A 24,011-nucleotide genomic window follows, 5' to 3' on the forward strand; every position below is an offset into this window, starting at 1 on the left:
TTTGACACCCCCTGCGCCCTCCTGTAGCTGTGATCGCCGCGCCGTGTGGCGAGGGCGGGAGGACAGGTGATGATCGACAGGCGACAGGCACGAGCATGGATGCTCGGTGGCACGCTGGTCCTGGGATGTAGCGGTGGTGGCGGCGGCAACGACGACGACACTGCGACCGCGGCTTTGACCGAGGGTCCCGGCAGCGCCACCGATGCAGCGACGACGACGCCGACCACGAGCGAGGGCACCGGCGTCGACCCGACCGAGGGTGCGCCCGCCGACTGCGAGGGCCCGCTCGACCCCGGCCCGGCGCCGCTGCGGCGGCTCACGCACACGCAGTACAACAACACGGTCCGCGACCTGTTCCCCGGCGTGACGCTGCCGCCGCAGACGATCTCCGTCGACCCGAAGGTCAACGGCTTCGAGAACAACGCCGACGTGCAGACCCCCTCGGCGCTGCTCATCGAGCAGTACCAGCGCGCCGCGCTGGCAGTCACCGAGGCCGCGTGGGCCACGCCCGAGGCCTTCCTCCCGTGCGCGGCCGACGGCGGCGGCGAGCCGCAGCAGTGCGGCCACAACTTCATCCTCGACTTCGGCGCGCGCGCCTTCCGGCGCCCCATGACCGCCGACGAGGAGGCCGCGTTCCTCGGCTTCTTCGACCAGCAGCTGGCCGAGACCAACTTCGCGGTCGCCCTCCAGCTCACCACCCAGGCGCTGCTGCAGTCGCCCGCGTTCCTCTACTTCCTCGAGTTCGGCGGCGAGCCCGTCGAAGGCGGCGAGGCCGTCGCGCTGACCGGTCACGAGCTGGCCGCGCGCCTCAGCTACTTCCTGTGGGACAGCATGCCCGACGCCCAGCTGTTCGCGGCCGCCGGCGCCGGCGACCTCGACACGGCCGAGGGCCTCGCGGCCGAGGCGATGCGCATGCTGGACGACAGCAAGGCCCGCGGCGCGCTCGTCAACTTCCACCGCCAGTGGTTCGACTTCGACGGCGTCGCGCTCATCAACCCCGACCCCGCGACCTACCCGAGCTACACCCCCGAGCTGCGGACCGCCATGCGCGCCGAGCTCGACCGCTTCGTCGAGTCGACCCTGTTCGAAGGGCCAGGTACCTTCGCCTCGCTGCTCACCAGCACCGAGACCGACGTCGACGCCACCCTCGCCGCGCTGTACGGCGTCGAGGCCCCGGCGCCCGGCGAGTGGGCGCCCGTCAGCCTCGAGCCCGCACAGCGCAGCGGGATCCTCACGCGCGCCGGCTTCCTCGCCCGCACCGCGCACGCAGTCCACCCCTCGCCGGTCAAGCGCGGCGTGTTCGTGCTCGCGCGGCTGCTGTGCGTCCCGCCCGCGCCGCCGCCCGCCAACGTCAACACCAACCCGCCCGACGAGGGCGAGCCCGGCCAGCCCAAGACCAACCGCGAGCGCTACGCCAAGCACACCGCGCAGGCCGACTGCGCCTCGTGCCACACCACGATCGACGGCGTCGGCTTCGGCTTCGAGCACTACGACGCGCTCGGTCACTGGCGCGACCTCGACAACGGCGAGCCGGTCGACGCGAGCGGCGAGCTGATCGGCACCGACGTCGACGGCGCCTTCGACGGCGCGGTCGAGCTGTCGCAGAAGCTGGCGACCAGCACCCAGGCCCACGACTGCGTGGTCTCGCAGGTCTACCGCTACGCCCTCGGTCGCGGCACCACCGCGGCCGACCTGTGCAGCCTCGACGATCTGCGGGCCCAGTTCGCCGAGTCCAGCGGCGATGTCCACGCCCTCCTCCTCGCCGTCGTCACCAGTGACGCCTTCCGCACCCGAAAGGAGGCCCCATGACCGCCTCGCACCTCCGCGCCCCGCGCCTGCGCCGGCGCAGCTTCCTCGGCGGCCTCGGCCTCGGCCTCGGCGCGCTGTGCCTGCCCTCGCTGCTGCCGCGAGGCGCCCGCGCCGAGCCGCCGGGCCCGGTCAAGCGGCTGCTGATGCTGATGACGGAGCACGGCACCGTCTATCAGAACTGGCGCATGCGCCCGGGCAACCTGCCCGAAGATACAGATTGGGAGGCGCCGCTCGGGGCCCTCGGCGAGTCCGACTTCAGCGAGATCTTGCGGCCGCTGCACGGCTTCCGCGACCGCCTGCTGGTGCTCGACGGGGTCGGCATGGCGACCGGGCACATGACCGGGATCAACGAGCACGAGGAGGGCCACGCCACCTGCCTCACCGGCACTCTGGCGCAGCCGGTCGACGGCGGCGTCGCGCTCGCAGCCGGGCCCTCGATCGACCAGATCGTCGCCGGCGCGGTCGCCGAGCCGGGCCAGATCGCGTCGCTGCAGGTGTCGCACGGCAGCTGGGCCTACAGCTACGACCCGAGCGGCAAGGCGCTGCCGTGGATCCAGGACCCGTGGCAGCTCTACAGCAAGCTGTTCCCGAACGGCCCGGTCGACCCCAACGAGCCGCCCGACGACCTCAAGACGATCCGCAACCGCCAGAGCAGCGTGGTCTCCCTCGTGCGCGAGCAGTACCACGCGCTGGCGCCGAAGATGTCGGACGAGGACAAGCTCAAGGTCGAGCAGCACCGCGACCTGCTGCACTCGCTCGGCCAGCAGCTCGAGAACCTGGCCAACATCGTCTGCGAGGCCCCGACCGAGCCCGACGGCGGCCCGCCGTGGGAGGACCCGCAGTTCTACTTCCACCGCGCCCAGGTGTTCACGACGCTGACGACGCTGGCATTGTCGTGCGACCTGACCCGCGTGGCGATGCTCGCCTTCAGCGGCCTGCGCAACGAGCACGTCAGCGCCCCGCCCGGCGACCTCCACAACGACTACGCGCACCAGGCCTCGTCCGACCCGACGGCGATGCAGGTGATGACGAACTACCACAAGATCCACGCCGAAGATTTTAAGAACATTCTGGCGGCGCTGGACGCCGTGCCGAGCGAGAGCGGCACGCTGCTCGACGACACTCTGGTGGTGTGGGGCAACGAGCTGTGCACCGGCGAGCACAGCATGAACCAGTGGCCGATCGTGATGGCCGGCGCGACCAATCATTTTAAAACGGGTCGATACGTCCGCTGGGCCCAGAAGAATATTATCAAAGGGACGTGGGGCGACGAGCCGCAAGGCCCGCCGCACAACCGCCTGCTGGTGTCGATCGCCAAGGCCATGGGCGCGGACGTCGACCAGGTCGGCGAGACCAGCGTGACGCTCAAGGGCGATACGCAATTGCCCACGACCGGCGAGCTCGATCGCTTGACGTGATCTGCGGACCAGCGGAGGCACGCGTGGGCTCAGTGCGAGCCCACGCGTCATCGTTTGCTTGATCACGGATCAGCGCGGATGATTCGCACCACCGCCTGCCGCTTCCTCGAGCAGCGACCGGACGCGCTCCGGATCTGAACACGTCAACAGCACGTGTTCTTGATCGTCGATGTGCCAGCTCATTTCGTCCGCTCAGGAAGTAAAAGCCGAGGGTCGGCTTCCGCTTCGCTCTACGCCCTTGCACCCTGGACAGTCCGAGCCCACGGCGTTCCCCCGCGCGATCGCAGCGGTCGACAGACCGCCGACGCGAGCAGTTCTCGCATCCGTCGCTGGGATGAGCGGGTCGTGAGGGCCTTCAGGGTTATGGCTCGGGGCCGCCTTGCGGGAGGTGTCGCTCGCCACCTCGACAGATGCGGCCTGTTGCTGGGTCGGGACTTGGTCTGCGCGAGACCAAGCGGCGGCGGTACAAGGCCGCCCATGTCCCGTGAAGACTTCAACCTCGATGCCGTCGAGCGCCGCGTCTGCGTCGAGGCGCTCGAGCTCGCCGGCAACATCGTCGACGCCGCCTGGCGCCTCGGCATCACCCGGCAGGCGATGAAGCGCCGGATCAAAAAGCACCGCATCGTCTGGCCCCGACCCGCCGGGCGAGCACCTCGTGCCGACGACGAGGGCGGCATGGGCCTCTCTCTCGCCATATGACTCTCAGGACATGTCCTCTCGGGCTTGCGGTCCGCGGAGTCGTACGTCGCGGCATGGAGGGAGCCATCCGCCGCTGCCAGCGCTCCCGGCAGACCGGCTTCAGCGACTCTACTGCATTGCATGGCTCGCGGTGCCCGCGATTTCCCTTCCCGAACTCTCCCCTGCGCATCCGAGCTTCTCTCCTGCCTTGCCGCCTGCGCCACGCTCGCATCCTCCAGCATGGCGGCCAGTGCCTCTACTTCTTTGACGCCTACGCAACTCTTGTACCGCTCCAGCATAGCTGCGATTGGGTGGGGCTCTACTGCCTTGCCAACCTGCACGCTTGCATCGCTCGATGCGTTGCTCGTGGCTGTCGCCTTCCCGCTCCTCGGCCGCGAGAGTTCCGGCTTCTCTACTGCCTTGCTAGCGATTGCGAGCACGCATGCGGTCGAGATGCATGTCCGAGTCCGTCGCGCTCGCTGCGAGATCGCCCTGCGCGATCGCGGCGGTTGACAGGCTCCCGACGATCATGACATCGTCGCGCGATGTCGCGCATCGGCCTGCTTCTGCCCTCCGCGCTGCTCCTGGGCGGCTGCGTGGCGCCTGGCTTGAAGTACATCGACAGGCCGCCGATGACGACGACGGGCGACTCGAGCACCACGAGCGAGGCCGAGTCGACCACGGTCATGACGGCCACCGGGGACGCGAGCGAGACGGACGGAGACAGCGCGAGCGAGAGCGACGGCGAGACCTCGCAGGCGAGCACCACGACGGCCGCGAGCACCGACTCGACCTCCGGCGACCCCGGCACCACCACGACTGGCACCACCGACGCAGCGGAAGCGGTGTGCGGTGATGGCATCGTCGCGGGCGACGAGGAGTGCGACGACGCCAACGACATCGCCGGCGACCGCTGCCACGAATGCACCAAGAACCGGTGGATCTTCGCATCGGCCGCGCTCCACAACGACGGCGACCTCGGCGGCCTCGAGGGCGCCGACAGCCGCTGCCGCCAGTACGCCCTCCAGAGCGGCCTCGCCGACGATACCTGGAAGACCTTCATCGCCTGGCTCTCCGACGCCGACCACGACGTCCGCGACCGCCTCTACCCCGGGCGCGGCCGCTACGTCCGCACCGACGGCGTCATCGTCGTCGCGAGTTTCGAGCAATTCTTCTCCGGCTCGCTCGAGGCGCCGATCAACGTCGACGAGCACGGCAACCAGGACATCGGCGGCGGCGTCCTCACCGGCACCCAGCCCGACGGCACCGCCGCGCCTGGCACTCACTGCGACAACTGGACCAGCAGCGCTCTCTCGGACTTCTCGGTCTATGAGGGTAGCTCCTCCGCCACCGACGAATTCTGGACGATGTACCCCGACCCTCCCACGCCTTGCGCGGGCTTCCTCTCGCGGCTCTACTGCATCGAGGGGAAGTAGATCATGGCGCCGCAGGTTCGCCGCCTCGGGTTCATCATCCTGTCTTTCGGGACAGCCTGCACGGACGATCCTCTCGTCTCGACGCCCGCCTCGGACGGTGAGAGCGCGAGCGGCGGGCCGACGTCCTTCGACCCGCCCCCGACCGCTTCAGCCACGGTCGCGCCCACGACCACTGAGCCGGGCTCCACGAGCGAGGAGTCGACGAGCTTCGACGGCACCACCACCACGCCCGATCAGCCGGTCTGTGGCGACGACATCGCCGAGGGCGCGGAGGAGTGCGACTTCGGCAAGGCCAACGCCGACGACGCCGGCTGCACGATCGAGTGCAAGCTCGCCACCTGCGGCGACAGCCTCGTGTGGGAGGGCGTCGAGCAGTGCGACATGGGCGCCGGCAACAGCGACGAATACGGCGGCTGCCGGCCTGATACTTGCCACTGGGCCGCCCGCTGCGGTGACGGGGTGGTGGATCCCGCTCACGAGCTCTGCGATCGCGGGGAGCAGAACGGCTCGGGCATCACGGACGATGAGTTTGCCCCGTGCGATCTCCACTGTGGCTATTACGGCCGACTTTTGTTCATCACCGCGCAGGCGTACGACGGAGACCTCGGCGGTGTGTCCGGTGCCGACCTCAAGTGCCATGCTGCTGCCTCCAAGGCCGGCCTGCCGCACTCGAACGCCTATCGTGCGTGGATCAGCGATGACTTTCAATCACCGGTGTCGCGCTTCGAGCAGTGGGACCTGGCTGTCCCGCTGATCCTCAGCGGCGGCCTCGTCGTCGCCGCAGATCTCCTCGACCTCGTCGACAACGGGCCCCACATCGGCATCGCCCGCACCGAACTCGGCGACGTGCTGGTTCAGCAGCCGGTGTGGACCCACACCTCGGCCTTCGGCGAGAGCTTCAGCATCGCCGATCACTGCGAGACGTGGATCTCCGCGAGCGATCTTTCATCCGCGCGGCAGGGCTTGAACGCGCTGGCCGTCGAGGACGGTCCAGACTGGGAAAGCTGGCGCGACGAGAGATGGTGGACCAGCTACCTCAACCAGCGCTGCAACAAGCTCGCCCACCTCTACTGCATCGACGACGGTTTCGTGCTCGAGCAGGAGCGCTGAGCAGTCGTAGCCGCGCCTCGCCGCCTCGAGCTGCCACGCTACGCCGGCGAGATTGCGTGAACGCAGAGCGCGTCGCACTCGCGGCCTGGTGCCGCGAACATGCCACCGCTTCTATTCGAAACGAACGCGGTCGTTCACGGCTTCGTCCAAGTGTCGTCTTCCACTCGCCCTTGCGCCGGCTTCAGCGCCACCTGCGACGGGTTCGCCCCGGGCGGGACCGAGTCGTCGAGCCAATCGACCCGCAGGCCGTCGCTGGGGGCCAGCAGCAGCCAGTCGCCGGCGATCACCTCGGGCACGAAGTACGCGAACGACTCCTGATATTGGTGCTCCTGCGGATTGTCGAGGGCGCACGCCAGCAGCCGCTCCGTGTAGCGCGAATGCTCCCCAGCCCCGAGCTTGCGGCAGCGCAGCAGCCAGCGCTGCGGCTGGAGGTTCTCGTAGAGCTGCTGGCGGCCGCAGCGGCCGTCGTCGACGTTCAGCTCGACGTGCAGCCATTCGCCCTTGAGCTCCCAGCGGCCGCGGTAGCCCTGCTGATGCGCCGTGCTCGAGAACGAGTTGACCCCGGGCCCGGAGTGGCTGCTGCGCGTGCGGATGCCCCGGCACGCGTCCGCCTGGCCGTTCGCGTCCAGGCTCAACACGAACGACGCCCGGCTGTCCTCGCTGAGCCAGTTGCGAGCGTGCGTGCCCGACAGCTTCTTGTGAACGTCGACCGCGTAGCGGCCGGGCTGGAACCACCCCGACGGTGCGGCCTCGGCCGGAGGCTGCACGGCTGCGGCCTGCGGTGCAGGTGACGGCCGGGGTGTGGCGAATACGACCTGCGGCGCGGGCGACGACGGGACGAGCTTCTCGGCCTCATCCGAGGTCGCGGGCGTGACGGGCTGCGCTCGCGCCCGCGTGGCCACCTCGTGACCGGTGCATGCGCTCGCTGCGAGCGCGACGATGAGCGCGACCGGGAGCCAGAGATTGCACGCCGACGCCATGCCGACAGCGTAACCGAGAATGCGCCCTGCGCAGCGCGCAGGGCCGCGCATCCGCGCGACGCTCGTCTCGGTACCCGTCAGCGCCGCGACGTCCCCCCGAGCGGGGTAGACCCGGCCACGCAGCTGCGGGAGGCGGAGCCGGACAGCGCGGCGATCCCGTCTGACGGCGTACGCTCGAGCAGGTCGACCACGCCCCGAGAGCGGACCCTTCAGCGCCAGCCCAAAAGCGGGCTCTTCGATCTTGCGAAGACAGCTGGAACCAAGACCTGGCGACGACAGTCGGAAGCCGAATGCATCGACGCGGCGAGCAAGACCCCATCACCGCGGCGACGACAGCTGGAAGCGAAACTCGTCGGCGGCCTCATCGATCGCGCGCAGGTAGTTCTCGGGGTCGAGCTCGGCCTTGAGCTCGTCGGAGATCGGGAAGATCATCGGCGAGGGTTCATACGAACATGTCCTTCCGGACTGGTCGACGACGTGGCCCTCCTGCAGCGCGCGGGCGGCCTCGGTGAGGCTCGCGCCGGGCAGCGCCTCGCGGATCGCCCGCATGCGCGCGCCGGCGCGAGGGTCGACGAAGCGCAGCCGCTTCTGCCACTGCACCGCGAGGTGATACTGCGACGGCGTGACCACCAGCCCCGCCAGGCCGACGCGCTCGCAGGCGATGATCAGCAGGGCGACTGTCTCCTCAAAGAGGCCGAGGCCGGGGTGGCGCTGGCCGGGCAGCGCGGGCTTGTCCTCGGAGAAATGCTCCCGCGGGTTCTGCAGGAGCAGCCAGTCGATCGCCAGCAGCTCGAAGCCGGGGATCGTCCGTCGGTCGCGGCGTACGACCAGCTCGAACAGCAGCTCCTTGTGCTCCGCGTCGCCGAAGATCTTGAGGATGTGCCGCTGCGGGTCGACGAGGTTGAACTCGAGCGACGGCTGGAAGCCCTTGTTCCGCAGGCGGCCGAGGAAGCCGTGGCGCTCGAGCGCCAATTCGAGGCCCTGGCGCGAGTAGTAGCCCAAGAACCGCGGCTCGCGGGCGGCCGCCGCCAGGCTCGGCACCAGGTCCTCGAGCGTGAGGCCGAGGTCCTCGGTCTCGCCGGTGAGCTCGGACGGCTTGAGCAGCGCCGCGTAGTGGCGCGCGCGCATCAGCGTCAGCTCGTCGTTGTCGGGCGGCTCGAACCCGCGGTGGCCGCTCTGCAGCCAGGCGAAGCTGCGCGCGCTGTGCTGCCAGGTGGTCGGCCCGTAACCACCGGCGAGACAGATCACCACCGCGGCGTCCGGGGCGAACTCGCGGATCGCCTCGAACACCGCGATGTCGCGCTCGAGCATGCCCTCGGCGCTGATCTGCCACACCCCGATGCGGTCGCCGACGGCCGGGTCGGTGCCGGCGAGGAAGTAGATCAGGCGCGGCCGGTGCTGGCGCAGCGCCTCGGTGAGGTGCAGCTGCACCGTCTCGAGGTAGAGCGTGTCGCCGACGACGTCGCCGAGCGCGACGCTGGTCGAGGCGATCGCCTCGGTGTCGCCCCAGTGCTGATTGTGGATCGACAGCGTGAACACGCTGGGGTCGTCGGCGAACAGGGCGCGGGTGCCGTCGCCGTCGTGCTGGTCGAGGTCGACGACGAGGATCCGCTCGTGAAAGCCGAGCGCGCGCTGCTCGGCGATCGCCACCGCGACGTCGTGGAACACGCAGAAGCCGCGGCCGATCGTGCGGTGCGCGTGGTGGAACCCGCCGCCGAGGTTGATGGCGATCTTGCCGGTGCCGAGTGCGATGTCGGTGGCCGCCATGGTGCCGCCGGTCATCGCCCGCTGGAGGTCGAGGATCCGCGCAGTGTCGACCTCGCTGACGTCGAGCCCGCCGAGGATGTCGATCATGACCTCGGGGCGCTGACAGGCGTCGAGGTAGGCGTCGTCGTGGACGCGACGGATCGCGTGGTACGTCGCCAGCGGCGGGCGCCGCACCTGCTCGAAGGTGACGAGGCCCTCGGCCGCCAGGGCGGTGAGGATCCGTTCGCCGCGCACCTCGTCGACCGCCGAGCCCGGCCACGAGCACTCGTAGTGCGGGCCGTAGACGAAGGCGGCCGGCGGCGGCCGCAGGCGGGCGAACATCTGATTGGCGCGGCGCCGCAATTGACGAAAGATCTTCTCGCCGGTCGTCATCGCCCGAGGTCGGCATAGTTGGCACGTCCCCCGCGGTTTGGCAACGCTCGCCCGTCCCGCTACGATCGCCGCTGCGATGCATGTCTCGTCTCGTCGGCTCGCCGCCGCGGCCCTCCTCGGCCTCCACTGGACTTTTGGGACAGGTTGTGCTGCGCCGCGGGACGCGACCATCGTCCGCGAGCTGCCGGCCGTCGACTGGCTCGCCGCCCGCATCGACGAGCTGGCTCGCGCCGACCTGTTGCGCGGCGCACCGCCGCTGGCGCAGGCGCGGCTGGGGGCCCTCGACACCGAGCTGCGCGTGTGGATCCGGACCCCTGCGCGGCGCGCTCTGGTCGAGGTGCGCAGCGGCGAGGACGGCGTCACCGGCGAGATGTGGGTGTTCTGGTCGGCGCCCACGCAAGAAGAGGACGACGGCGTGTTCGCCGAGTACCGCGACTGGATCGACTGCGTCGACCGGCGCACCGGCCACGGCCTCGGGATGTGTCGGCCACAGCCGAGGCAGCCGGTCGACTGGGCGATGGTGGCGGCCAAGCTACAGCCGGCGTGGAAGCTGCCGGACCAGGCGAAATTCGCGCCCCCGGGCGGGTTCGACGGCCAGCTGATGATCATCGAGCGGCGGGACGGCAGGCGCGGCGAGGTGGTCCACTGGGACATCGCCGCGCCTATCGCGACCGACCCCGGGCGCAAGGAGTCGATGATGGCCGAGGAGGTATGGGAGGCGCTGTGGGACACGCTCAACCTGGCCGAGCGGCCCGAGTGAGCGGCGGCGCGGCGACGTGGTAAGGAGACCGCGATGCGCGAGGAGCTGTGGGAGTTCTGGATCGATCGCGGCGGGACGTTCACCGACTGCGTCGGCCGGGCGCCGGGCACCGGCCGGCTGCGCGCGATCAAGGTGCTGTCGACCGACGACGCGCCGCTGCGGGCGATCCGCGGGCTGCTCGGGCTCGCCGACCACGAGCCCCTGCCGCGTTGCAGGATCCGCCTCGGCACCACCGTCGCCACCAACGCCCTCCTCGAGCGCAAGGGCGCACCCACTGCCCTGCTCATCACCCGCGGCTTCGCCGACCTGCTCGAGATCGGCGACCAGGCCCGGCCCGAGCTGTTCGCGCTGGCGATCCACAAGCCGCCGCCGCTGCCCGCCGCGGTCGTCGAGATCGACGCCCGCCGGGCCGCCGACGGCGCGGTGATTGTGTCTCCCGAGACAGGTTCTTTGGAGCATGCTCTCCGGGACATCCACGCGCAGGGCCTGCGCAGCGCCGCGGTGGCGGTGATCCACGACCACCGCGACGGCGGCCTCGAGCGCGAGGTCGGGGCGGCCGCGCGGGCGGCCGGGTTCGAGGAGGTGGTGCTGTCGCACGAGGTGGCGCCGGCGCAGGGGCTGCTCGCGCGGGCGGAGACTGCCGTGGTCGACGCCTACTTGACGCCGCTGCTGCGGGCCTACGTGCGCGGGCTGCGAGAGCGCCTGGGCTCGGCGGAGCTGCAGTTGATGCAGTCGAGCGGCGACCTGTGCGCGGCGGAGCGGTTCCGCGGGCGCGACGCGGTGCTGTCGGGGCCGGCCGGCGGCGCGGTCGCGTGCGCGGTGATCGCGACGCGGCTCGGCCTGCCGCAGGTGATCGGCTTCGACATGGGCGGGACCTCGACCGACGTGCTGCGCTGGGGCGGCGAGCTCGAGCGCAGCTACGAGACGCGGGTGGCCGGCGTCCGCCTGCGCACGCCGATGCTGGCGGTCCACACGATCGCGGCCGGCGGCGGATCGATGTGCAGGTACCGCGATCGCAAGCTGTCCGTCGGGCCAGACAGCGCCGGCGCCGACCCGGGGCCGATGTGCTACGGGCGAAGCGCCGCGCAGGCGCTGACCCTGACCGACGTCGACCTCGTGCTCGGCCGCCTGCACCCGGCGCGCTTCCCGTTCGCGCTCGACCGCGAGCGCTCGTTCGCCGGCCTCGAGGCGCTGACCGAGGAGGTGAACGCCGGCGGGGCCGCGATGTCGCCGCTGCAGGTCGCCGAGGGGCTGCGGCAGATCGCCGACGAGCGCATGGCCGCGGCGATCCGCGACGTCACCGTGCGCCGCGGCCACGACGTCCGCGAGCACGCCCTGGTGGTGTTCGGCGGCGCCGGGGGGCAGCACGCGTGCGCGGTGGCGCGGGCGCTGCAGATCCGCACGCTCGTGTTCCACCCGCTCGCCGGGGTGCTGTCGGCCGTCGGCATCGGCGCGGCCCGGCCCGGCTGGCACGGCCAGGCCGATGTCGGCGGGATCGAGCTCGCAGAATCACTGGACCTTTCGGACATGTTCCAAAGGCTAGAGCACGAGGGCCGGGCGACGCTGGCGGCCGAGAGCGACCTCGAGGTGGCGGCGGCGCAGCGGGTCGACCTGCGCTACCGCGGGACGCACGTGACCCTGACGGTCCCCTGGGGCCCCGGCCTGCGGGCGGCGTTCGAGCAGGCCCACGCGCGCGAGTTCGGCTACGCCCGGCCGGGTCACCCGATCGAGGTCGTCAGCGCGCGGGTCGAGCTGGTGGTCACCGGCGAGGCGGTCGGCAGCCAGGTGCCCGAAGAGACAGGCTGCCCCGAAGTACCTGCTCTTTCAGACATGTGGATCGCGGGCGAGTGGCAGCAGGTGCCGACCCTGCGGCGCGAGGCGATCGCGGCCGGGCAGGTCGTCGCGGGGCCGGCGCTGATCCTCGACGCGACCGCGACGATCGTGCTCGAGCCCGGCTTTGTCGCCGAGCTCGCGGCCGACGGCTGCCTGGTCGCGCGCGACGTGGCGGGCGCCGAACCGGTTCGCGCCGGCGAGGTCGACCCGATCAGCCTCGAGATCATGGGGGCGCGGATCTCCGGCATCGCCCGGCACATGGGCGTCGTGCTGCAGCGGACCGCGCTGTCGACCAACATCCGCGAGCGGCTCGACTTCTCGTGCGCGGTGTTCGACGCCGAGGGCGGGCTGGTGGCCAACGCGCCGCACATCCCGGTCCACCTCGGGGCGATGAGCGAGTCGATCCGCGGCGTGCTGGCGGCGCACCCTTCGCCGCAGATCGGCGACGTGTTCGTCACCAACGATCCCGCGGCCGGCGGCTCGCACCTGCCCGACATCACAGTGATCGCGCCGGTCCATGACGCCGCGGGGGCGCTGTGCGGGTTCGTCGCCAATCGCGGGCACCACGCCGACGTCGGCGGCATCACGCCCGGCTCGATGCCGCCGGACGCGCGCACTCTGGCCGAGGAGGGCGTGGTGTTCCGCGCGTTCCCTGCGGTCCGCGGCGGGCAGCTCGACCGCGACGGTGTGCTGGCGATCCTGACCCAAGGGACATGGCCCGCGCGCCGCCCGGAGGAGAACCTCGCCGACCTCGAGGCGCAGATCGCGGCCAACCAGGCCGGCGCGCGCCTCCTGCGAGAGCTCGCCGCGAGCTGCGGCAGCGCGGGCCTGGCGAGCTATCTGCGGGCGATCCAGGACGACGCGGCGGCGTGCGTCGCCGAGCTCATCGCGCGCATGCCGGCCGGCGCGCGCTCGTTCACCGACGCGCTCGACGACGGCACTGCGATCGCGGTGACGCTGACGAGCCGCGGCGCGCGGCTCGGCGTCGACTTCACGGGCACGGGGCCGCAGTCGGCGAGCAACCTCAATGCGCCGCGCGCGGTGACGGTGTCGGCGCTATTGTACGTGCTGCGTCTGCTGGCGGGGCGGCCGATCCCGCTGGCCTCGGGCTGCCTGCGCGCGGTCGACCTGGTGCTGCCCGCGAGGACGATCCTGTCCCCGGAGACAGGTGCTGCGGTGGCCTCGGGCAACGTCGAGACGGCGCAGCGAGTGGTCGACGTGCTGCTCGGCGCGCTGGGGGCCGCGGCCGCCAGCCAGGGCTCGATGAACAACCTGAGCTTCGGCGACGCCAGCTTTGGTTACTATGAGACGATCGGCGGCGGCAGCGGCGCAATCGCCGGTGAGGCCGGCGCGTCCGGGGTGCACACGCACATGACGAACACGCGGATCACGGACCCGGAGGTGCTCGAGGCGCGATTTCCGGTGCGCGTGCATCGGTTCGCGCTGCGCCGCGGTTCGGGGGGGATCGGGCGCTGGCGCGGGGGCGACGGGCTCGTGCGCGAACTCGAATTCCTGCGCGGCGGGATCGAAGTCTCGATCGTGGCGGAGCGGCGCAGCAGAGCGCCGTTCGGGCTCGCAGGCGGGGCTGCGGGCGCCTGCGGGCGCAATCTGCTCGATGGGGCGGAGCTGCCTGGGCGCGCGCGAATCACGGTGCAGGCCGGCCAGCGCCTCACGATCGAGACGCCCGGCGGCGGAGGTTACGGCGAGCCGGGCTCCGGGCCCGGCGCGCGCTGAGGCCCGGGGTTTTGCAGGGCCGGGGGGGTTCGGCTACCTTGCGGCTCCGATGCTCGAAGAACTGATCCCGTACATCAAGCCGCCCGAGAAGCTGATCGCCGATCTTCCCGTCATCGGGCCGCTGAAGCTGCAGGTGTTCGGGCCGCTGGTCGCGGTGGGCGTCATCCTCGGGTACCACCGCTGCCTGGCGTTCGCGAAGAAGCGCGACATGGACGAGTTCATCGCGCGCGACCTGATGTTCTACATCCTGATCACGGGCTTCGTCATCTCGCACTGGGTCTCGGTGCTGTTCTACTTCCCGGAGGACGTGGCCCGAAACCCCGCGGTGCTGCTGATGATCTGGAACGGCCTGTCGAGCGTCGGCGGGTTCTTCGGCGCGCTGGTCGGGTTCTTCTGGTACCTGCGCAAGGTGAAGCAGCCGTACCTGATCTGGTCCGACATGCTGGTGTTCGGCCTGCTGGTCGGCTTCACCCTCGGCCGCCTCGGCTGCGCCCTCGTCCACGACCACCCCGGCGCGATCGTCGACCCGTCGCACCCGCTCGCGGTCGGCCCGTGGCCCGGCGGCGAGTACCGCTTCGACAACGGCCTGCTCGAGTTCATGTACCTGGTGCCGATCGTCCTGTTCGTGCACTTCGTGTTCGGCTGGGCCAAGTCGGCCCCGGGCCGCATCACCGGCCTGATGTGCCTGCTCTACGCGCCGTTCCGCTTCACGCTCGACTTCATGCGCGAGAAGGACAAGCTGTACTTCGGCCTCACCACCGCCCACTACGCGACGATGATCATCTTCGCCGCCGGCGTGTACCTGCTGTTCATCCGCAAGCCCAAGCCGGACGACTTCGCCTACGCCAAGGACAGCGAGCGCATCGCCCGCGAGCGCGCCGAGTCCGAGGCCAAGAACGCCGCGCCGGCAGCGACCTGAGCAAGTCCTAGGCGCCACGCGAGGCCTGCCGCCGGGGTCGCCCCCCGCGTGCAGGCCTCTCGCGCGAGCGACATGCTCGATGAGACATGCCCCTCCGGGCATGTCCTTCAGAGCATGCTTTCCAGAGTTGCCGTCAGCGCGGGCTCCAGCGCGGCAACCAGTCGACGCCCTTGCGCTCGGTGAGGCGGGTGACGCCGGTGCCGTCGGGGCGCATGAGGTAGAGCTCGGGGTCGCCGTCGCGGTCGGAGGCGAACACCAGCAGCTTGCCGTCGGGCGCGAAGGTCGGCTCGCGGTCGGAGCTGGTGCCGGCGGTCAGCGGGGTGATCGCGCCGGTCGCCAGGTCGGCGCGGCGCAGCGCGCCCTGCTGCGGGCCGGTGCGGGTGCTGAACACGAGCCCCTGGCCGTCGGGCGTGAAGACCGGCTCGGCCTCGGCCGGCTCGAACGCGCTGCCCGGCTCCGACTTGTCCGCGGTCAACCGGCGCAGCTCGCTGCCGTCGGGCTTGCACAGGAAGATCCGGTCGGCGCTCTCGCGGTTGCTGACGAACGCCAGCAGCCCGCCGTCCTTCGACCACGTCGGCCCCCAGTCGTCGAGCTGGAAGTGAGTCACACGCCGCGGCTCGCTGCCGTCGGCGTGCATGACGTAGATCTCGGCGTTGCCGTCGCGGCTGGAGACGAAGGCGATCCGGCGCCCGTCGGGCGACCAGGCCGGCTCGTAGTTGCCGGCCGGGTGGTCGGTCAGGCGGTTCAGCTTGGGCTTGGTGCGGTCGGCCAGGTCGACCCCGTAGATGTCGCGGAAGCTCGAGAAGGCGGCTTCGAAGGCGAGCGTGCGCCCGTCGGGCGACCACGCGGGGCTGCGCACCTGCGGGGCGGCGTCGCTGCGCCACAGCGGCTCGCCGAGCTCGCCCTCGGCCCCGAGCGGCCGGACCTCGATGCGCTCGAAGTGCGCGCCCTCGTGCTCGTCGACGGTGATGATCGCCATCAGCTCGCCGCCCGGCGCGACCGGGCCGGGCAGCACCGAGGGCGGACCGTCACCGGCTGTCCCCTGGAGCATGGTCTTTGCGCCCTGTCCCGAGGGCAAGATGACGTCGATGGTGGCCCCGCCGTCGCGCTCGGCGAGGAAGTAGATCCGCCCGGGCGCGGCGGCCCGCTCGTCGGCGGTCAGCGGGGGCGTCGCAGGCACGGCGGGCAGGGCCGGCGCCGCCGCCTCGACTGGGACTGCGGGGGCCGCGGGGGCCGCCGGCGCAGGCTTGGCCGGGCTCTCGGAGCCGCCACCACAGGCGGCGAAGAGGGCGCCGCAGAGGACGACGGAAGGGAGGATCGTGAAGCGTCGGTGCATCGCGCGGCCGTTCGTGGCAAGGAGTGCGACGATGGCTCATAGCGCAGGTCCGCGGGCGCGGGCAACCCGAAGGGGCCGATCTGGGTCGGATGTGAGCCGATCGCCGGCGAGTCACCCTCTGAGCGTGATGACAACCGCTCGCCGGTCCCTGCTCGTCGCCCTGAGCCTCGCCGCCTGCGCCGGACACGGACCCTCACCCGCGGCCTCGCACCCCGAAGGGCCACCGCCGCCGCTGGCCGAGTGGGACGGCCCGAGCATCCCGGAGGCCGCAGTGAAGGCGTTCGAGGCGCTGCAGGCGTCCGCGTACGCGCACGGCGAGCGCGAGGCCCGGGCAGCGCTGAGCCGCGGCGAGCTGGCGCTGCAGACGTTCGGGCTGCCTGCCCCGTGTCGCGAGCGCTACGCCCGACTGCTGTGGCACGAGCACCGGATCGAGCACCGCGCGCTGTCGGACTGCGCAGCAGTCGAAGAGCTCCGCGCCCACGGCTTTAATAAAGTCATGGAGGCGGAGATCGGGCGCCGCTTCGGAGCCGATGCGCTCGCGTTGGCGGCGCGCAGGGCGGGCTGCCGCTGAGAACCTGCGTCGATGTCACCGCGGTTTCACGAAATCGACGCGAGCTCGGCCGATGCGCCGCTCGCTCCCGCGCGTCACCAGCCGACCGCGCGCACCGCCGCGAACACCAGCCAGCCGACCAGCGCGGCGAGGCCGACAGGGACGAGCACCGCCACCACCGCGACGGCGATCACGAGCCGGCGATCGACGACGCGGCGCCGCGCGGGGTCGGCGAGGTGGCCCTCGAGCAAGGCGAGGTTGCGCTGGTTGGCCTTGAAGCCGAAGTCGAACATGTCCCCGAGGACAGGAACCGAGCCGACCAGGGCGTCGACGAGGACGTTGCCGGTCATGCGCGCCAGGGTGGCCGGCGAGGCGCCGAGGCCGGCCGCGCGCACGACGATCCAGCCCGACAGCACGGACGAGACGGTGTCGCCGAGGCCGGGCGCGAGGCCGAGGAGCGGGTCGAGGCCGACCCGCCAGTCGGTGCCGGGGATCCGCACTGCGCTGTCGAGCCAGGTGGCGATCTGTCGCACGTCGTCAGGAGCGTGCGGCTCGGCGTCGCGGGGCATGCGGAGAGGATGGTGCCCTTCCGCAGGCCCGGCAACGCAGATCGCGGGAACGGGTCGCGCCGCCGGCAAGACGACCGGCGCCGCGCCCAGCGAGCTCAGCGGACGAACACTGCGCCGAACGCCGCGAGGTTCTTGTCGCCGTTGTCGCCGCCGCAGCTGGCGAGGTCACCCACGGAGTAGCCGCTGACGTTGCACTGGCCCCCGTCACCGCCGATGCCGATATACGAGTCGGGCGAGTCGCAGTTGTTCTCCTGATTGGAGACGATGCCGATCCGCGTCCGCGGCCAGCCCGCGACGTTCCACGGCACGCTGTTGATTCCCTCGCGGTTGCAGTTCGGCTGCAGGGAGCTGTTGTCGATCAAGCTCTTCCACGCGTTGCGGCCGACGGCGGTCGCGACGTAGGCGCCGCTCATCAAGTTCTGCAGCGAGGGCCGGACGAGCCCCCCGAGCTTGATGGTCTTCAGCACCAGCGGGCCGTTGCCGATCGGGTACTCCATGCCGACGAGGAGGTCGTTGAACGGCACGGTGTTGAAGCTCTGCAGCTTGGCCTCGTTGTGGTCGAGGTCGGGGAACTGCGGCTGGTGCGTCGCGGTGTTGGTCCACAGCGCGGCGGCGTAGGTGAAGGTGCTCTGCGTGCCGTTGGCCTTGAGCGCGAGGGTCCAGCCGCCGCCGTCGATCGTCATCTCGCAGAAGACGTTGAACGGCTGCTGAGCGCCGGCGCCGTCCGGATCGATCGGGTAGACGCCGTTGCCTGCCCCCGGCGTGGCCTGCTTGATGGCCTTGCAGTTCGTGGCGATGCCGCACTTGCCGGCGTTGCAGTAGCCGCTGGCGCAGTCGAGGCCGCCGGTGCACTGCAGGTTCAGGCCGCACTTGCCGCACGCACCGCCGCAGTCGACGTCGGTCTCGGTGCCGTTCTTGACGCCGTCGCTGCAGGTCGGCAGGACGCACTGGTTGCCGCAGAAGTCGTTGTTGTTCTGGTTGCCGTCGTCGCACTGCTCGACGCCCTGGTAGACGACGCCGTCGCCGCAGCTGGCGGACTTGCAGGTGTTGAGGCAAGCGTCGTTGCTCGACAGGTTGCCGTCGTCGCACTGCTCGCCCTTGCCGGGCTGGACGAAGGTGTCGCCGCAGATCGGGTTCTTGCAGGCGAGGGTGCAGGTGCCGGTGTTGCTGTTGTTCATGCCGGCGTCGCACTCCTCGCCGGGCTGCTTGAAGCCGTCGCCGCAGGTGGCGAGCTTGCAGACGTTGGTGCAGGCGTCGTCGTTGCTCTGGTTGCCGTCGTCGCAGGCCTCGCTCGGGCTCTTGTCGCCGTCGCCGCAGACGTTGGTCTTGCACATGGCGTTGCACGGCTTGCCGGGGCCGTTGGCGGCGCCGTCGTCACACTGCTCGACGTTGGCCTGGACGAGGCCGTCGCCGCAGGTGGCGAGCTTGCAGGCGACGGTGCAGGCGCCGCTGTCGCTGTTGAGGCCGCCGAGGTCGCACTGCTCGCCCTCGTTGGGCTGATGGATGCCGTCGCCGCAGGCGGGGAGCTCGCAGCTGTCGGTGCAGCCGTCGTCGTCGTCGCCGTTCTGGGCGTCGTCGCAGTCCTCGCCCGGATCGAGGGTGCCGTTGCCGCACTCCTCGAGCTTGCAGGTCGCGGAGCAGCCGTCGCCCGGATCGATGTTTGCATCGTCGCAGGCCTCGCCGGGGCCCTGGTCGCCGTCGCCGCAGGTGTTGAACTGACAGTCGGCGTTGCAGGTCTTGCCGGGGCCGTTGTCGACGCCGTCGTCGCACTCCTCGACGCCGCCGCCGGTGTTGTAGAGGGCCCCGTCGCCGCAGACGTTGAGCTTGCAGGCGGTGGTGCAGGCGGCGTTGTCGGCGTTGTCGCTGCCGTCGTCGCACTCCTCGCCGACGCTGTCCTGGACGTGACCGTCGCTGCAGGTCGCGTCGGTGCAGGTGTCGGTGCAATCGTCGGTGTTGTCGGCGTTGCCGTCGTCACACTGCTCGGTCGGGGCGACGATGCCGTCGCCGCAGCTGGCCAGAGCGCAGGCGTTGGTACAGTCGTCGGCGTCGTCGTCGTTGCCGTCGTCGCAGCCCTCGCCCGGACCGACGGCCCCGTCGCCGCACACGTTGTTGGTGCAGTCGGCCTTGCAGCTGTTGGAGTCCATGTTGTCGGCGCCGTCGTCACACTCCTCGCCGGGGCCCTGGTCACCGTCGCCGCAGGTGTTGCTCTGACACTGCAGGTTGCACGGCTTGCCCGCGCCGTTGTCGGGGCCGTCGTCGCAGGCCTCGCCCGGATCGACGTGGCCGTCGCCGCACACCGGATCGGGCTCGCCCGTGGTCGTGGTGTCGGTGTCGCCGGTGGTCGTGGTGGTGCTGTCGCCGGTCGTGGGCTCGCCGGTGGTCGGCGCGACTGTCTCGCCGCCCGACATGCCCTGCGTCGTGGTCGGCGTGTCGGTCACGCCGACTGTGGTGGTCGTCAGCGGCGCACCCGTGCTGGTCTGCACGTCGCCGCTCGTGCTCGTGGCCTCGCTCGCGCTGGCCGTGCCGGCCGTGTCGGTCTCACCGCACGCCGCCAACAACAAGGTGGTCGAAAAGACAGATCGCCGTAGTCCAAGCTCCATCATCCGCATGTGCATCCTCCACGCCTCGCCGACGGCTCACCCCACGCATGGGGGCGAATCTCCGCACACTGTCGCCACGAGACCTCATATGCCTGCCAGAAGCCGCAGAGGGGCACAAGCAGGCGATTCGGGCGAGAGAGGTGAGGACGCAGCGCGCGGGTTCGAGCCGCGCGAGGGCGCGACTGCGAGCCGGCGGGGGAACAGCAGCAGAACGATGGTCCTGGGCGATGGGGACGCGGCGGGTGGCAGTGGGGCTCGGGGCAGAATGATGAGCTCGTGGCGCCGAGCAGCAGGCTCGACACCAGTGAACGGCTCCTCGATCGGGCGAGCCCGTGGTTCGCGAATGACTGCCGCGATGAAGGCGATCACGGGCCGGACGAGATCACGGCTGGCTGTAGCGAGAGGGGCCCCGAGCCTGGCGAGCCCATCGAGCCGCGCTGGCGTTCGCGGCGGCGGTGCGGAAGACGGGGCCTCAGCTCGCGGCGGGCAGCGGCGCGGCGGGCTTGCTGGCGCGGTTGCGGACGAACAGGCGACGCAGGCCGAGCTTGGCGGCCAGAGCGGTACCTGTCCCAATGGCCATGACCGCAGGGGCAGCCAGGCCGCCGGTCAGGGCGACCGCGCCGGCGGCGACGAGCACGCCGACCGAGGTCGAGGCGGCGCCGGTGCCGGCCTCGACCGTGGCGTGGACACAGGCCTGCTTGCCGGTCATGGTGCCGCGGCGGTAGGCCATCACGCCCTCGGCGGCGCCGAAGGCGGCGTCGACGACGAGGCCGACCACGCCCGCCCGCGCGGCGGTGCGCGCGATCTGGGCCCCCGCGGCGCGAGCCGTCGTGACCACCGCCAGGCTGGTGACCTCGGCCGCGCCGGCCTGCACCGCGGCGTCGACCAGCAGCGTCGGCGCGGCCGCTGCCACGGTCCCGGTGGCGGTGCGCGTCAACACGGTCTGCAGCCCGGCCTGCGCGACGGTCGGGAGGACCTCGCGGCCGCCGGCGTCGTACAGCGCGCGCGCTGCGGTGCGAGCGGCCAGCGCGGCCTGACCGGCCAGCGCCCCCATGACGAGATCGCGGTGACTGTGGGCAGAGTCCTGCATGGTGAAGACGCTAGCAAACTGCGCGGGCGAAGGCCCGTGATCGCGACGAGGTGCTGGCGCACGCGCACGGCGGGGCGTGCAGACGGCTACGCAGACGCGGCGCCGAGACCGCGAGGCGCACGGCAGTTCGCAGGTTTTTATTTTAATAAAGGACATGTCCCTTCGGACATATGCTTCGACCCCGCAAATCCTGGCTCTCCGCGCGAACGACGAGGACGAGCGCGGCATGAGACCTTCACGTCCACGGTCCTGCGACTTGCACTCGGCGACGACGAGGCGCGTGCGTCACCGCCGACTCCGCAAGCTCGTCGATCGAAGAACCTCAGCTTCGGCGGGCATGACGAACGCGGCGAGCCCCTCATTGAATTCGTCGGAGACGAGCTGCGGGAAGTGATGCGGGCTCGGGATCGTGACCAGGCGGCCGCGGCCGAGCGACGCGACCTTGGCGGCGGTGATGTCCATGGCGCGGCTCCAGCCGCCGGTCACGACCATCAGCGGAATGTTCGCCTGGACGACCCCTGCGAGCTCGCGCTCGAGGTCGGCTCGCGCGGGGACTCTGAGACGTTCGATGGCCTGACCCATGGTTGCGAGCTCCGCGGGCGAGCCGCCGCCGCCGATGTCGTCCGGGATGTGCATGAGCTTGCTGAACCGTCGGGCGCGGGCCTCGGGCGAGCGCGAGAGCTTGAGCGCCAACACCGTGCGGAGCACGAAGCCGAGCACGGCGGGATGAGGCAGGCCGACCGCCAGCATGGCGGGCTCGATGAGGGTGAGGCTGCGGACCGCCGCGGGGCGCCGGGCCGCGGCCGCGAGCGCGACGCAGCCGCCGAACGAGTGACCGACGAGATGAGCGCCGTCGCCGAGCAGATGCGCGACCCACTCGCCGTCGGCCTCGGCGTCGTCGGGGCGACCCGGCGCCGGGGTGCGGCCGTGACCCGGCCGATCGGGCACGAGCAGGTCGAAGCCGCGGTCGGCCAGCCGGGCCTGCGCCGAGAAGTGGCGCTCGCCGCCGACCTCGCTGCCCTGGGCTCCCCCGTGGACGAGGATGATGCGCGGACCTGCTGCGCCCCAGCGAGTGATGGCGATGTCCTCGAGGCCGCTCATGACGCGAGTGCTATCACCCGCTGCTGCACGGCGCAACGGCGAGGATGTCCCGATCGCTTCGTTCGCCGCGAGCGCCCCATTCGACATGTCCTTTAAGACATGCTCACCGCTGCGCCACGCTCGGGAAAGAATGTCCCTTCGGACATCTCATCGAAAGTGTCAGGGCACCAGGCCGTTGCGCAGGTAGTTGCCGCGGCCGGTCGGCCACGGCAGGCACGAGGCGGTCGAGCCGGGCACGGTGTAGACGCGCACGCTCTCGACCATGTCCTCGGCGTCCTTGAGCGAGACGACGATGTCGACCTGGCCGTCGCCGTCGACGTCGGCCAGCGTGGGCACGGGCATGGCGCCGCGGCGCGGCAGCGGCAGCTGGTGCTGGACCGCGCCGTCGTTGCCGAGCACGAACAGCGCGCCCTTGTCGTCGCCGGTGCTGTAGCTGTTGAACACGACCTCGGGCGCGCCGTCGCCCGAGAGGTCGCCGATCACCACGCCGCCGGCCGCGACCTCGGGGTCGGCGGTGTACTCGGTGCTCCACAACACCTGGCCCGCGGCGCTCACCGCGTGCACGCGCCCGTCGAAGCCGACGAACACGATCTCGAGGCCCGGATGGTCCGCGCGCAGGTCGGCGACCGCGACCTGGTTGGTGATGCCGACGATGTTGGTGTCGCCGTAGTCCCACAGACCCGAGAGGTAGTCGGGCAGGTGCACCGGCGGATCGAAGCCGGGGCGGCGGCTGGCGTCCGCGCCGACGACCCACACCGCGACGCCCTTCTCGCGGTCGCTCTGGGCCGCGTTCTGCACGCTGGCGAGCATGACGACCTCGCGCTGGCCGTCGCCGTCGAGGTCGGCGATCGCCGGCGCGGTGTTGGTGAAGTGGGCCTGCAGCGCGGTCTCCTCGTCCTCGGCGTAGCCCTGCATCGCCTCGGCGAGGACGTGCAAGTGGCGGACGCCCGGGGTCTTGGTCACGGGGAACAGGTCGGCGGCGTCGAAGGCCTCGCCGCTGCCCTTGTGGATGCTGGCGTAGGCGTTGTCGTGCGGCGCGACCAGGTCGGCCTTGCCGTCGCCGTCGAGGTCGCCGACGGCCAGGTTCTGGTCGTAGCAGCCGGCCAGGTAGCACTTGTCGTCGCAGCCGGAGCTGCCGCTCTGGTTGGGCGGGAAGCCCGGCAGCGGGGTGCCGTCGCTGCGCCAGGCATTGACGACGTCGGTCGGACCGCCGTGGCCGACGCTGACCGCGATGTCGAGGCCGCCGTCGCCGTCGAGGTCGCCGGCGGCGATGCTGCGCAGCTCGTCCTCCCAGGTGACCGGAAAGCCAGGTGCGATCGCGCCTGTGCTGTCGAGCAGGTAGACCTGGTCGCGGGCGGCGAACGCGATCTCGAGCTCGGGCCCGCCGATGAAGTTCGCCACCACCGGGCTCGACCAGATCCGCCCGCCCTCTGCCTCGAATTTAAACAAGACCTCGCCGTCAGCGGCCCAGGCCAGGAGGGCCTGGCCGCGCGGGACGATGACCTCGTTGTCGCCGTCGCCGTCGAGGTCGGCCACGGCGGGCGAACCGAGCCAGGCCTCTTCCCAGCGATCTTTCAAAGTAAACGAAAGGACAGGTTCGGCGGCGACGGCCGGGCCGCCGCCACCGTCGCAGCTGGGCGCCGGCGGCTCACCGGTGGTGCCGCTGGTCGTGGTGAGGCCCTCGGGGTCGCCGGTCGGATCGAAGCCGGTCGTCGGCGCCGGCCCGTCGGTGCTGCCCTCGCTGCCGCCGGCCGAGGCGGTGAGGCCGCTGGGATCGCCGGTGGAGGAGATCGAGGTGGCCGGGTCGGCGGCGTTGCCCGTGGGCCCGCCGTCAGTGTCGTTGGCGCCGGCCGCAGTGCTGCAGGCGATCGCCATGGCCGGCACCCCGGCCCCCAAGATCCTCCACGCGCGTGCCTTCATCCTCGCACCTCCGCCGGCGACGATACGCC

The 24,011-nt window shown here is 71.3% G+C and carries 17 protein-coding genes; 9 read left to right on the top strand and 8 right to left on the bottom strand.

Going from position 1 to position 24,011, the window contains the following annotated elements; all coding sequences use genetic code 11:
• The first annotated feature begins 99 nt into the window (after positions 1-99).
• From OV090_RS22185 to OV090_RS22205, 5 genes are all read left to right on the top strand, one after another.
• On the top strand, positions 100-1,809 hold the full coding sequence (locus OV090_RS22185; RefSeq protein WP_267706044.1) for a DUF1592 domain-containing protein: 1,710 nt from the start codon (positions 100-102) through the stop codon (positions 1,807-1,809).
• Positions 1,806-3,227 carry a DUF1552 domain-containing protein gene (locus tag OV090_RS22190; protein ID WP_267706045.1) on the top strand — a complete coding sequence of 474 codons (1,422 nt, stop codon included), beginning with the start codon at positions 1,806-1,808 and terminating at the stop codon, positions 3,225-3,227. The genes OV090_RS22185 and OV090_RS22190 overlap by 4 nt, the downstream gene beginning before the upstream one ends.
• A gap of 477 nt (positions 3,228-3,704) precedes the next feature.
• Complete coding sequence (locus tag OV090_RS22195) at positions 3,705-3,926, top strand: helix-turn-helix domain-containing protein (RefSeq protein ID WP_267706046.1); 222 nt, start codon at positions 3,705-3,707, stop codon at positions 3,924-3,926.
• Positions 3,927-4,450: 524 nt separating this feature from the next.
• Positions 4,451-5,341, top strand: a complete 891-nt coding sequence (locus tag OV090_RS22200) for a DUF4215 domain-containing protein (RefSeq protein ID WP_267706047.1) — start codon at positions 4,451-4,453, stop codon at positions 5,339-5,341.
• A gap of 3 nt (positions 5,342-5,344) precedes the next feature.
• Positions 5,345-6,451 carry a hypothetical protein gene (locus OV090_RS22205; RefSeq protein ID WP_267706048.1) on the top strand — a complete coding sequence of 369 codons (1,107 nt, stop codon included), beginning with the start codon at positions 5,345-5,347 and terminating at the stop codon, positions 6,449-6,451.
• A 134-nt stretch (positions 6,452-6,585) separates the two neighbouring features.
• Here OV090_RS22205 and OV090_RS22210 read toward each other — a convergent pair whose 3' ends face one another.
• Together OV090_RS22210 and OV090_RS22215 are read right to left on the bottom strand one after the other, a co-directional pair.
• The gene (locus OV090_RS22210; protein ID WP_267706049.1) at positions 6,586-7,218 is read right to left on the bottom strand and encodes a hypothetical protein; all 633 of its coding nucleotides are present in this window, start codon (positions 7,216-7,218) and stop codon (positions 6,586-6,588) included.
• Between the two features lie 531 nt (positions 7,219-7,749).
• Positions 7,750-9,570 carry a histone deacetylase gene (locus OV090_RS22215; RefSeq protein ID WP_267706050.1) on the bottom strand — a complete coding sequence of 607 codons (1,821 nt, stop codon included), beginning with the start codon at positions 9,568-9,570 and terminating at the stop codon, positions 7,750-7,752.
• A 76-nt stretch (positions 9,571-9,646) separates the two neighbouring features.
• On the opposite strand from OV090_RS22215, the gene OV090_RS22220 reads away from it, so the two are divergent.
• The 3 genes from OV090_RS22220 to OV090_RS22230 are packed head-to-tail and all read left to right on the top strand — an operon-like array spanning position 9,647 to position 14,816.
• The gene (locus OV090_RS22220; RefSeq protein ID WP_267706051.1) at positions 9,647-10,330 is read left to right on the top strand and encodes a hypothetical protein; all 684 of its coding nucleotides are present in this window, start codon (positions 9,647-9,649) and stop codon (positions 10,328-10,330) included.
• Between the two features lie 33 nt (positions 10,331-10,363).
• Positions 10,364-13,897, top strand: a complete 3,534-nt coding sequence (locus OV090_RS22225) for a hydantoinase B/oxoprolinase family protein (RefSeq protein WP_267706052.1) — start codon at positions 10,364-10,366, stop codon at positions 13,895-13,897.
• Between the two features lie 49 nt (positions 13,898-13,946).
• Positions 13,947-14,816, top strand: coding sequence for a prolipoprotein diacylglyceryl transferase family protein (locus OV090_RS22230; protein WP_267706053.1), 870 nt, complete (start codon positions 13,947-13,949; stop codon positions 14,814-14,816).
• 133 nt (positions 14,817-14,949) lie between these two features.
• On the opposite strand, the gene OV090_RS22235 is transcribed toward OV090_RS22230, so the two are convergent.
• Positions 14,950-16,152 carry a tolB protein precursor protein gene (locus OV090_RS22235; protein WP_267706054.1) on the bottom strand — a complete coding sequence of 401 codons (1,203 nt, stop codon included), beginning with the start codon at positions 16,150-16,152 and terminating at the stop codon, positions 14,950-14,952.
• A 127-nt stretch (positions 16,153-16,279) separates the two neighbouring features.
• On the opposite strand from OV090_RS22235, the gene OV090_RS22240 reads away from it, so the two are divergent.
• Positions 16,280-16,723: a hypothetical protein gene (locus tag OV090_RS22240; protein ID WP_267706055.1), complete on the top strand. Its 444-nt coding sequence runs from the start codon at positions 16,280-16,282 to the stop codon at positions 16,721-16,723.
• A 74-nt stretch (positions 16,724-16,797) separates the two neighbouring features.
• Here the strand turns inward: OV090_RS22240 and OV090_RS22245 are convergent, their stop codons facing one another.
• The 5 genes from OV090_RS22245 to OV090_RS22265 form a co-directional block, all read right to left on the bottom strand.
• Positions 16,798-17,271, bottom strand: a complete 474-nt coding sequence (locus tag OV090_RS22245) for a DUF4112 domain-containing protein (protein ID WP_267706056.1) — start codon at positions 17,269-17,271, stop codon at positions 16,798-16,800.
• Positions 17,272-17,366: 95 nt separating this feature from the next.
• Positions 17,367-19,874, bottom strand: a complete 2,508-nt coding sequence (locus tag OV090_RS22250) for a DUF4215 domain-containing protein (protein ID WP_267706057.1) — start codon at positions 19,872-19,874, stop codon at positions 17,367-17,369.
• A gap of 469 nt (positions 19,875-20,343) precedes the next feature.
• The gene (locus tag OV090_RS22255; protein WP_267706058.1) at positions 20,344-20,961 is read right to left on the bottom strand and encodes a hypothetical protein; all 618 of its coding nucleotides are present in this window, start codon (positions 20,959-20,961) and stop codon (positions 20,344-20,346) included.
• Positions 20,962-21,246: 285 nt separating this feature from the next.
• Positions 21,247-22,062 (bottom strand): alpha/beta hydrolase, encoded by an 816-nt coding sequence (locus tag OV090_RS22260; RefSeq protein WP_267706059.1) that lies wholly within the window; start codon positions 22,060-22,062, stop codon positions 21,247-21,249.
• Positions 22,063-22,221: 159 nt separating this feature from the next.
• Positions 22,222-23,982 (bottom strand): VCBS repeat-containing protein, encoded by a 1,761-nt coding sequence (locus OV090_RS22265; RefSeq protein ID WP_267706060.1) that lies wholly within the window; start codon positions 23,980-23,982, stop codon positions 22,222-22,224.
• Positions 23,983-24,011 lie beyond the last annotated feature (29 nt).

Source organism: Nannocystis sp. RBIL2 (assembly GCF_026626745.1).
Lineage (GTDB): Bacteria > Myxococcota_A > Polyangia > Nannocystales > Nannocystaceae > Nannocystis.

Coding starts and splice junctions, on each gene's coding strand:
- OV090_RS22265 (WP_267706060.1), bottom strand. CDS start 23,982: ATGAAGGCACGCGCGTGGAGGATCTTGGGGGCCGGGGTGCCGGCCATG.
- OV090_RS22240 (WP_267706055.1), top strand. CDS start 16,280: ATGACAACCGCTCGCCGGTCCCTGCTCGTCGCCCTGAGCCTCGCCGCC.
- OV090_RS22215 (WP_267706050.1), bottom strand. CDS start 9,570: ATGACGACCGGCGAGAAGATCTTTCGTCAATTGCGGCGCCGCGCCAAT.
- OV090_RS22250 (WP_267706057.1), bottom strand. CDS start 19,874: ATGATGGAGCTTGGACTACGGCGATCTGTCTTTTCGACCACCTTGTTG.
- OV090_RS22245 (WP_267706056.1), bottom strand. CDS start 17,271: ATGCCCCGCGACGCCGAGCCGCACGCTCCTGACGACGTGCGACAGATC.
- OV090_RS22185 (WP_267706044.1), top strand. CDS start 100: ATGCTCGGTGGCACGCTGGTCCTGGGATGTAGCGGTGGTGGCGGCGGC.
- OV090_RS22190 (WP_267706045.1), top strand. CDS start 1,806: ATGACCGCCTCGCACCTCCGCGCCCCGCGCCTGCGCCGGCGCAGCTTC.
- OV090_RS22220 (WP_267706051.1), top strand. CDS start 9,647: ATGCATGTCTCGTCTCGTCGGCTCGCCGCCGCGGCCCTCCTCGGCCTC.
- OV090_RS22200 (WP_267706047.1), top strand. CDS start 4,451: ATGTCGCGCATCGGCCTGCTTCTGCCCTCCGCGCTGCTCCTGGGCGGC.
- OV090_RS22260 (WP_267706059.1), bottom strand. CDS start 22,062: ATGAGCGGCCTCGAGGACATCGCCATCACTCGCTGGGGCGCAGCAGGT.
- OV090_RS22235 (WP_267706054.1), bottom strand. CDS start 16,152: ATGCACCGACGCTTCACGATCCTCCCTTCCGTCGTCCTCTGCGGCGCC.
- OV090_RS22205 (WP_267706048.1), top strand. CDS start 5,345: ATGGCGCCGCAGGTTCGCCGCCTCGGGTTCATCATCCTGTCTTTCGGG.
- OV090_RS22255 (WP_267706058.1), bottom strand. CDS start 20,961: ATGCAGGACTCTGCCCACAGTCACCGCGATCTCGTCATGGGGGCGCTG.
- OV090_RS22230 (WP_267706053.1), top strand. CDS start 13,947: ATGCTCGAAGAACTGATCCCGTACATCAAGCCGCCCGAGAAGCTGATC.
- OV090_RS22195 (WP_267706046.1), top strand. CDS start 3,705: ATGTCCCGTGAAGACTTCAACCTCGATGCCGTCGAGCGCCGCGTCTGC.
- OV090_RS22225 (WP_267706052.1), top strand. CDS start 10,364: ATGCGCGAGGAGCTGTGGGAGTTCTGGATCGATCGCGGCGGGACGTTC.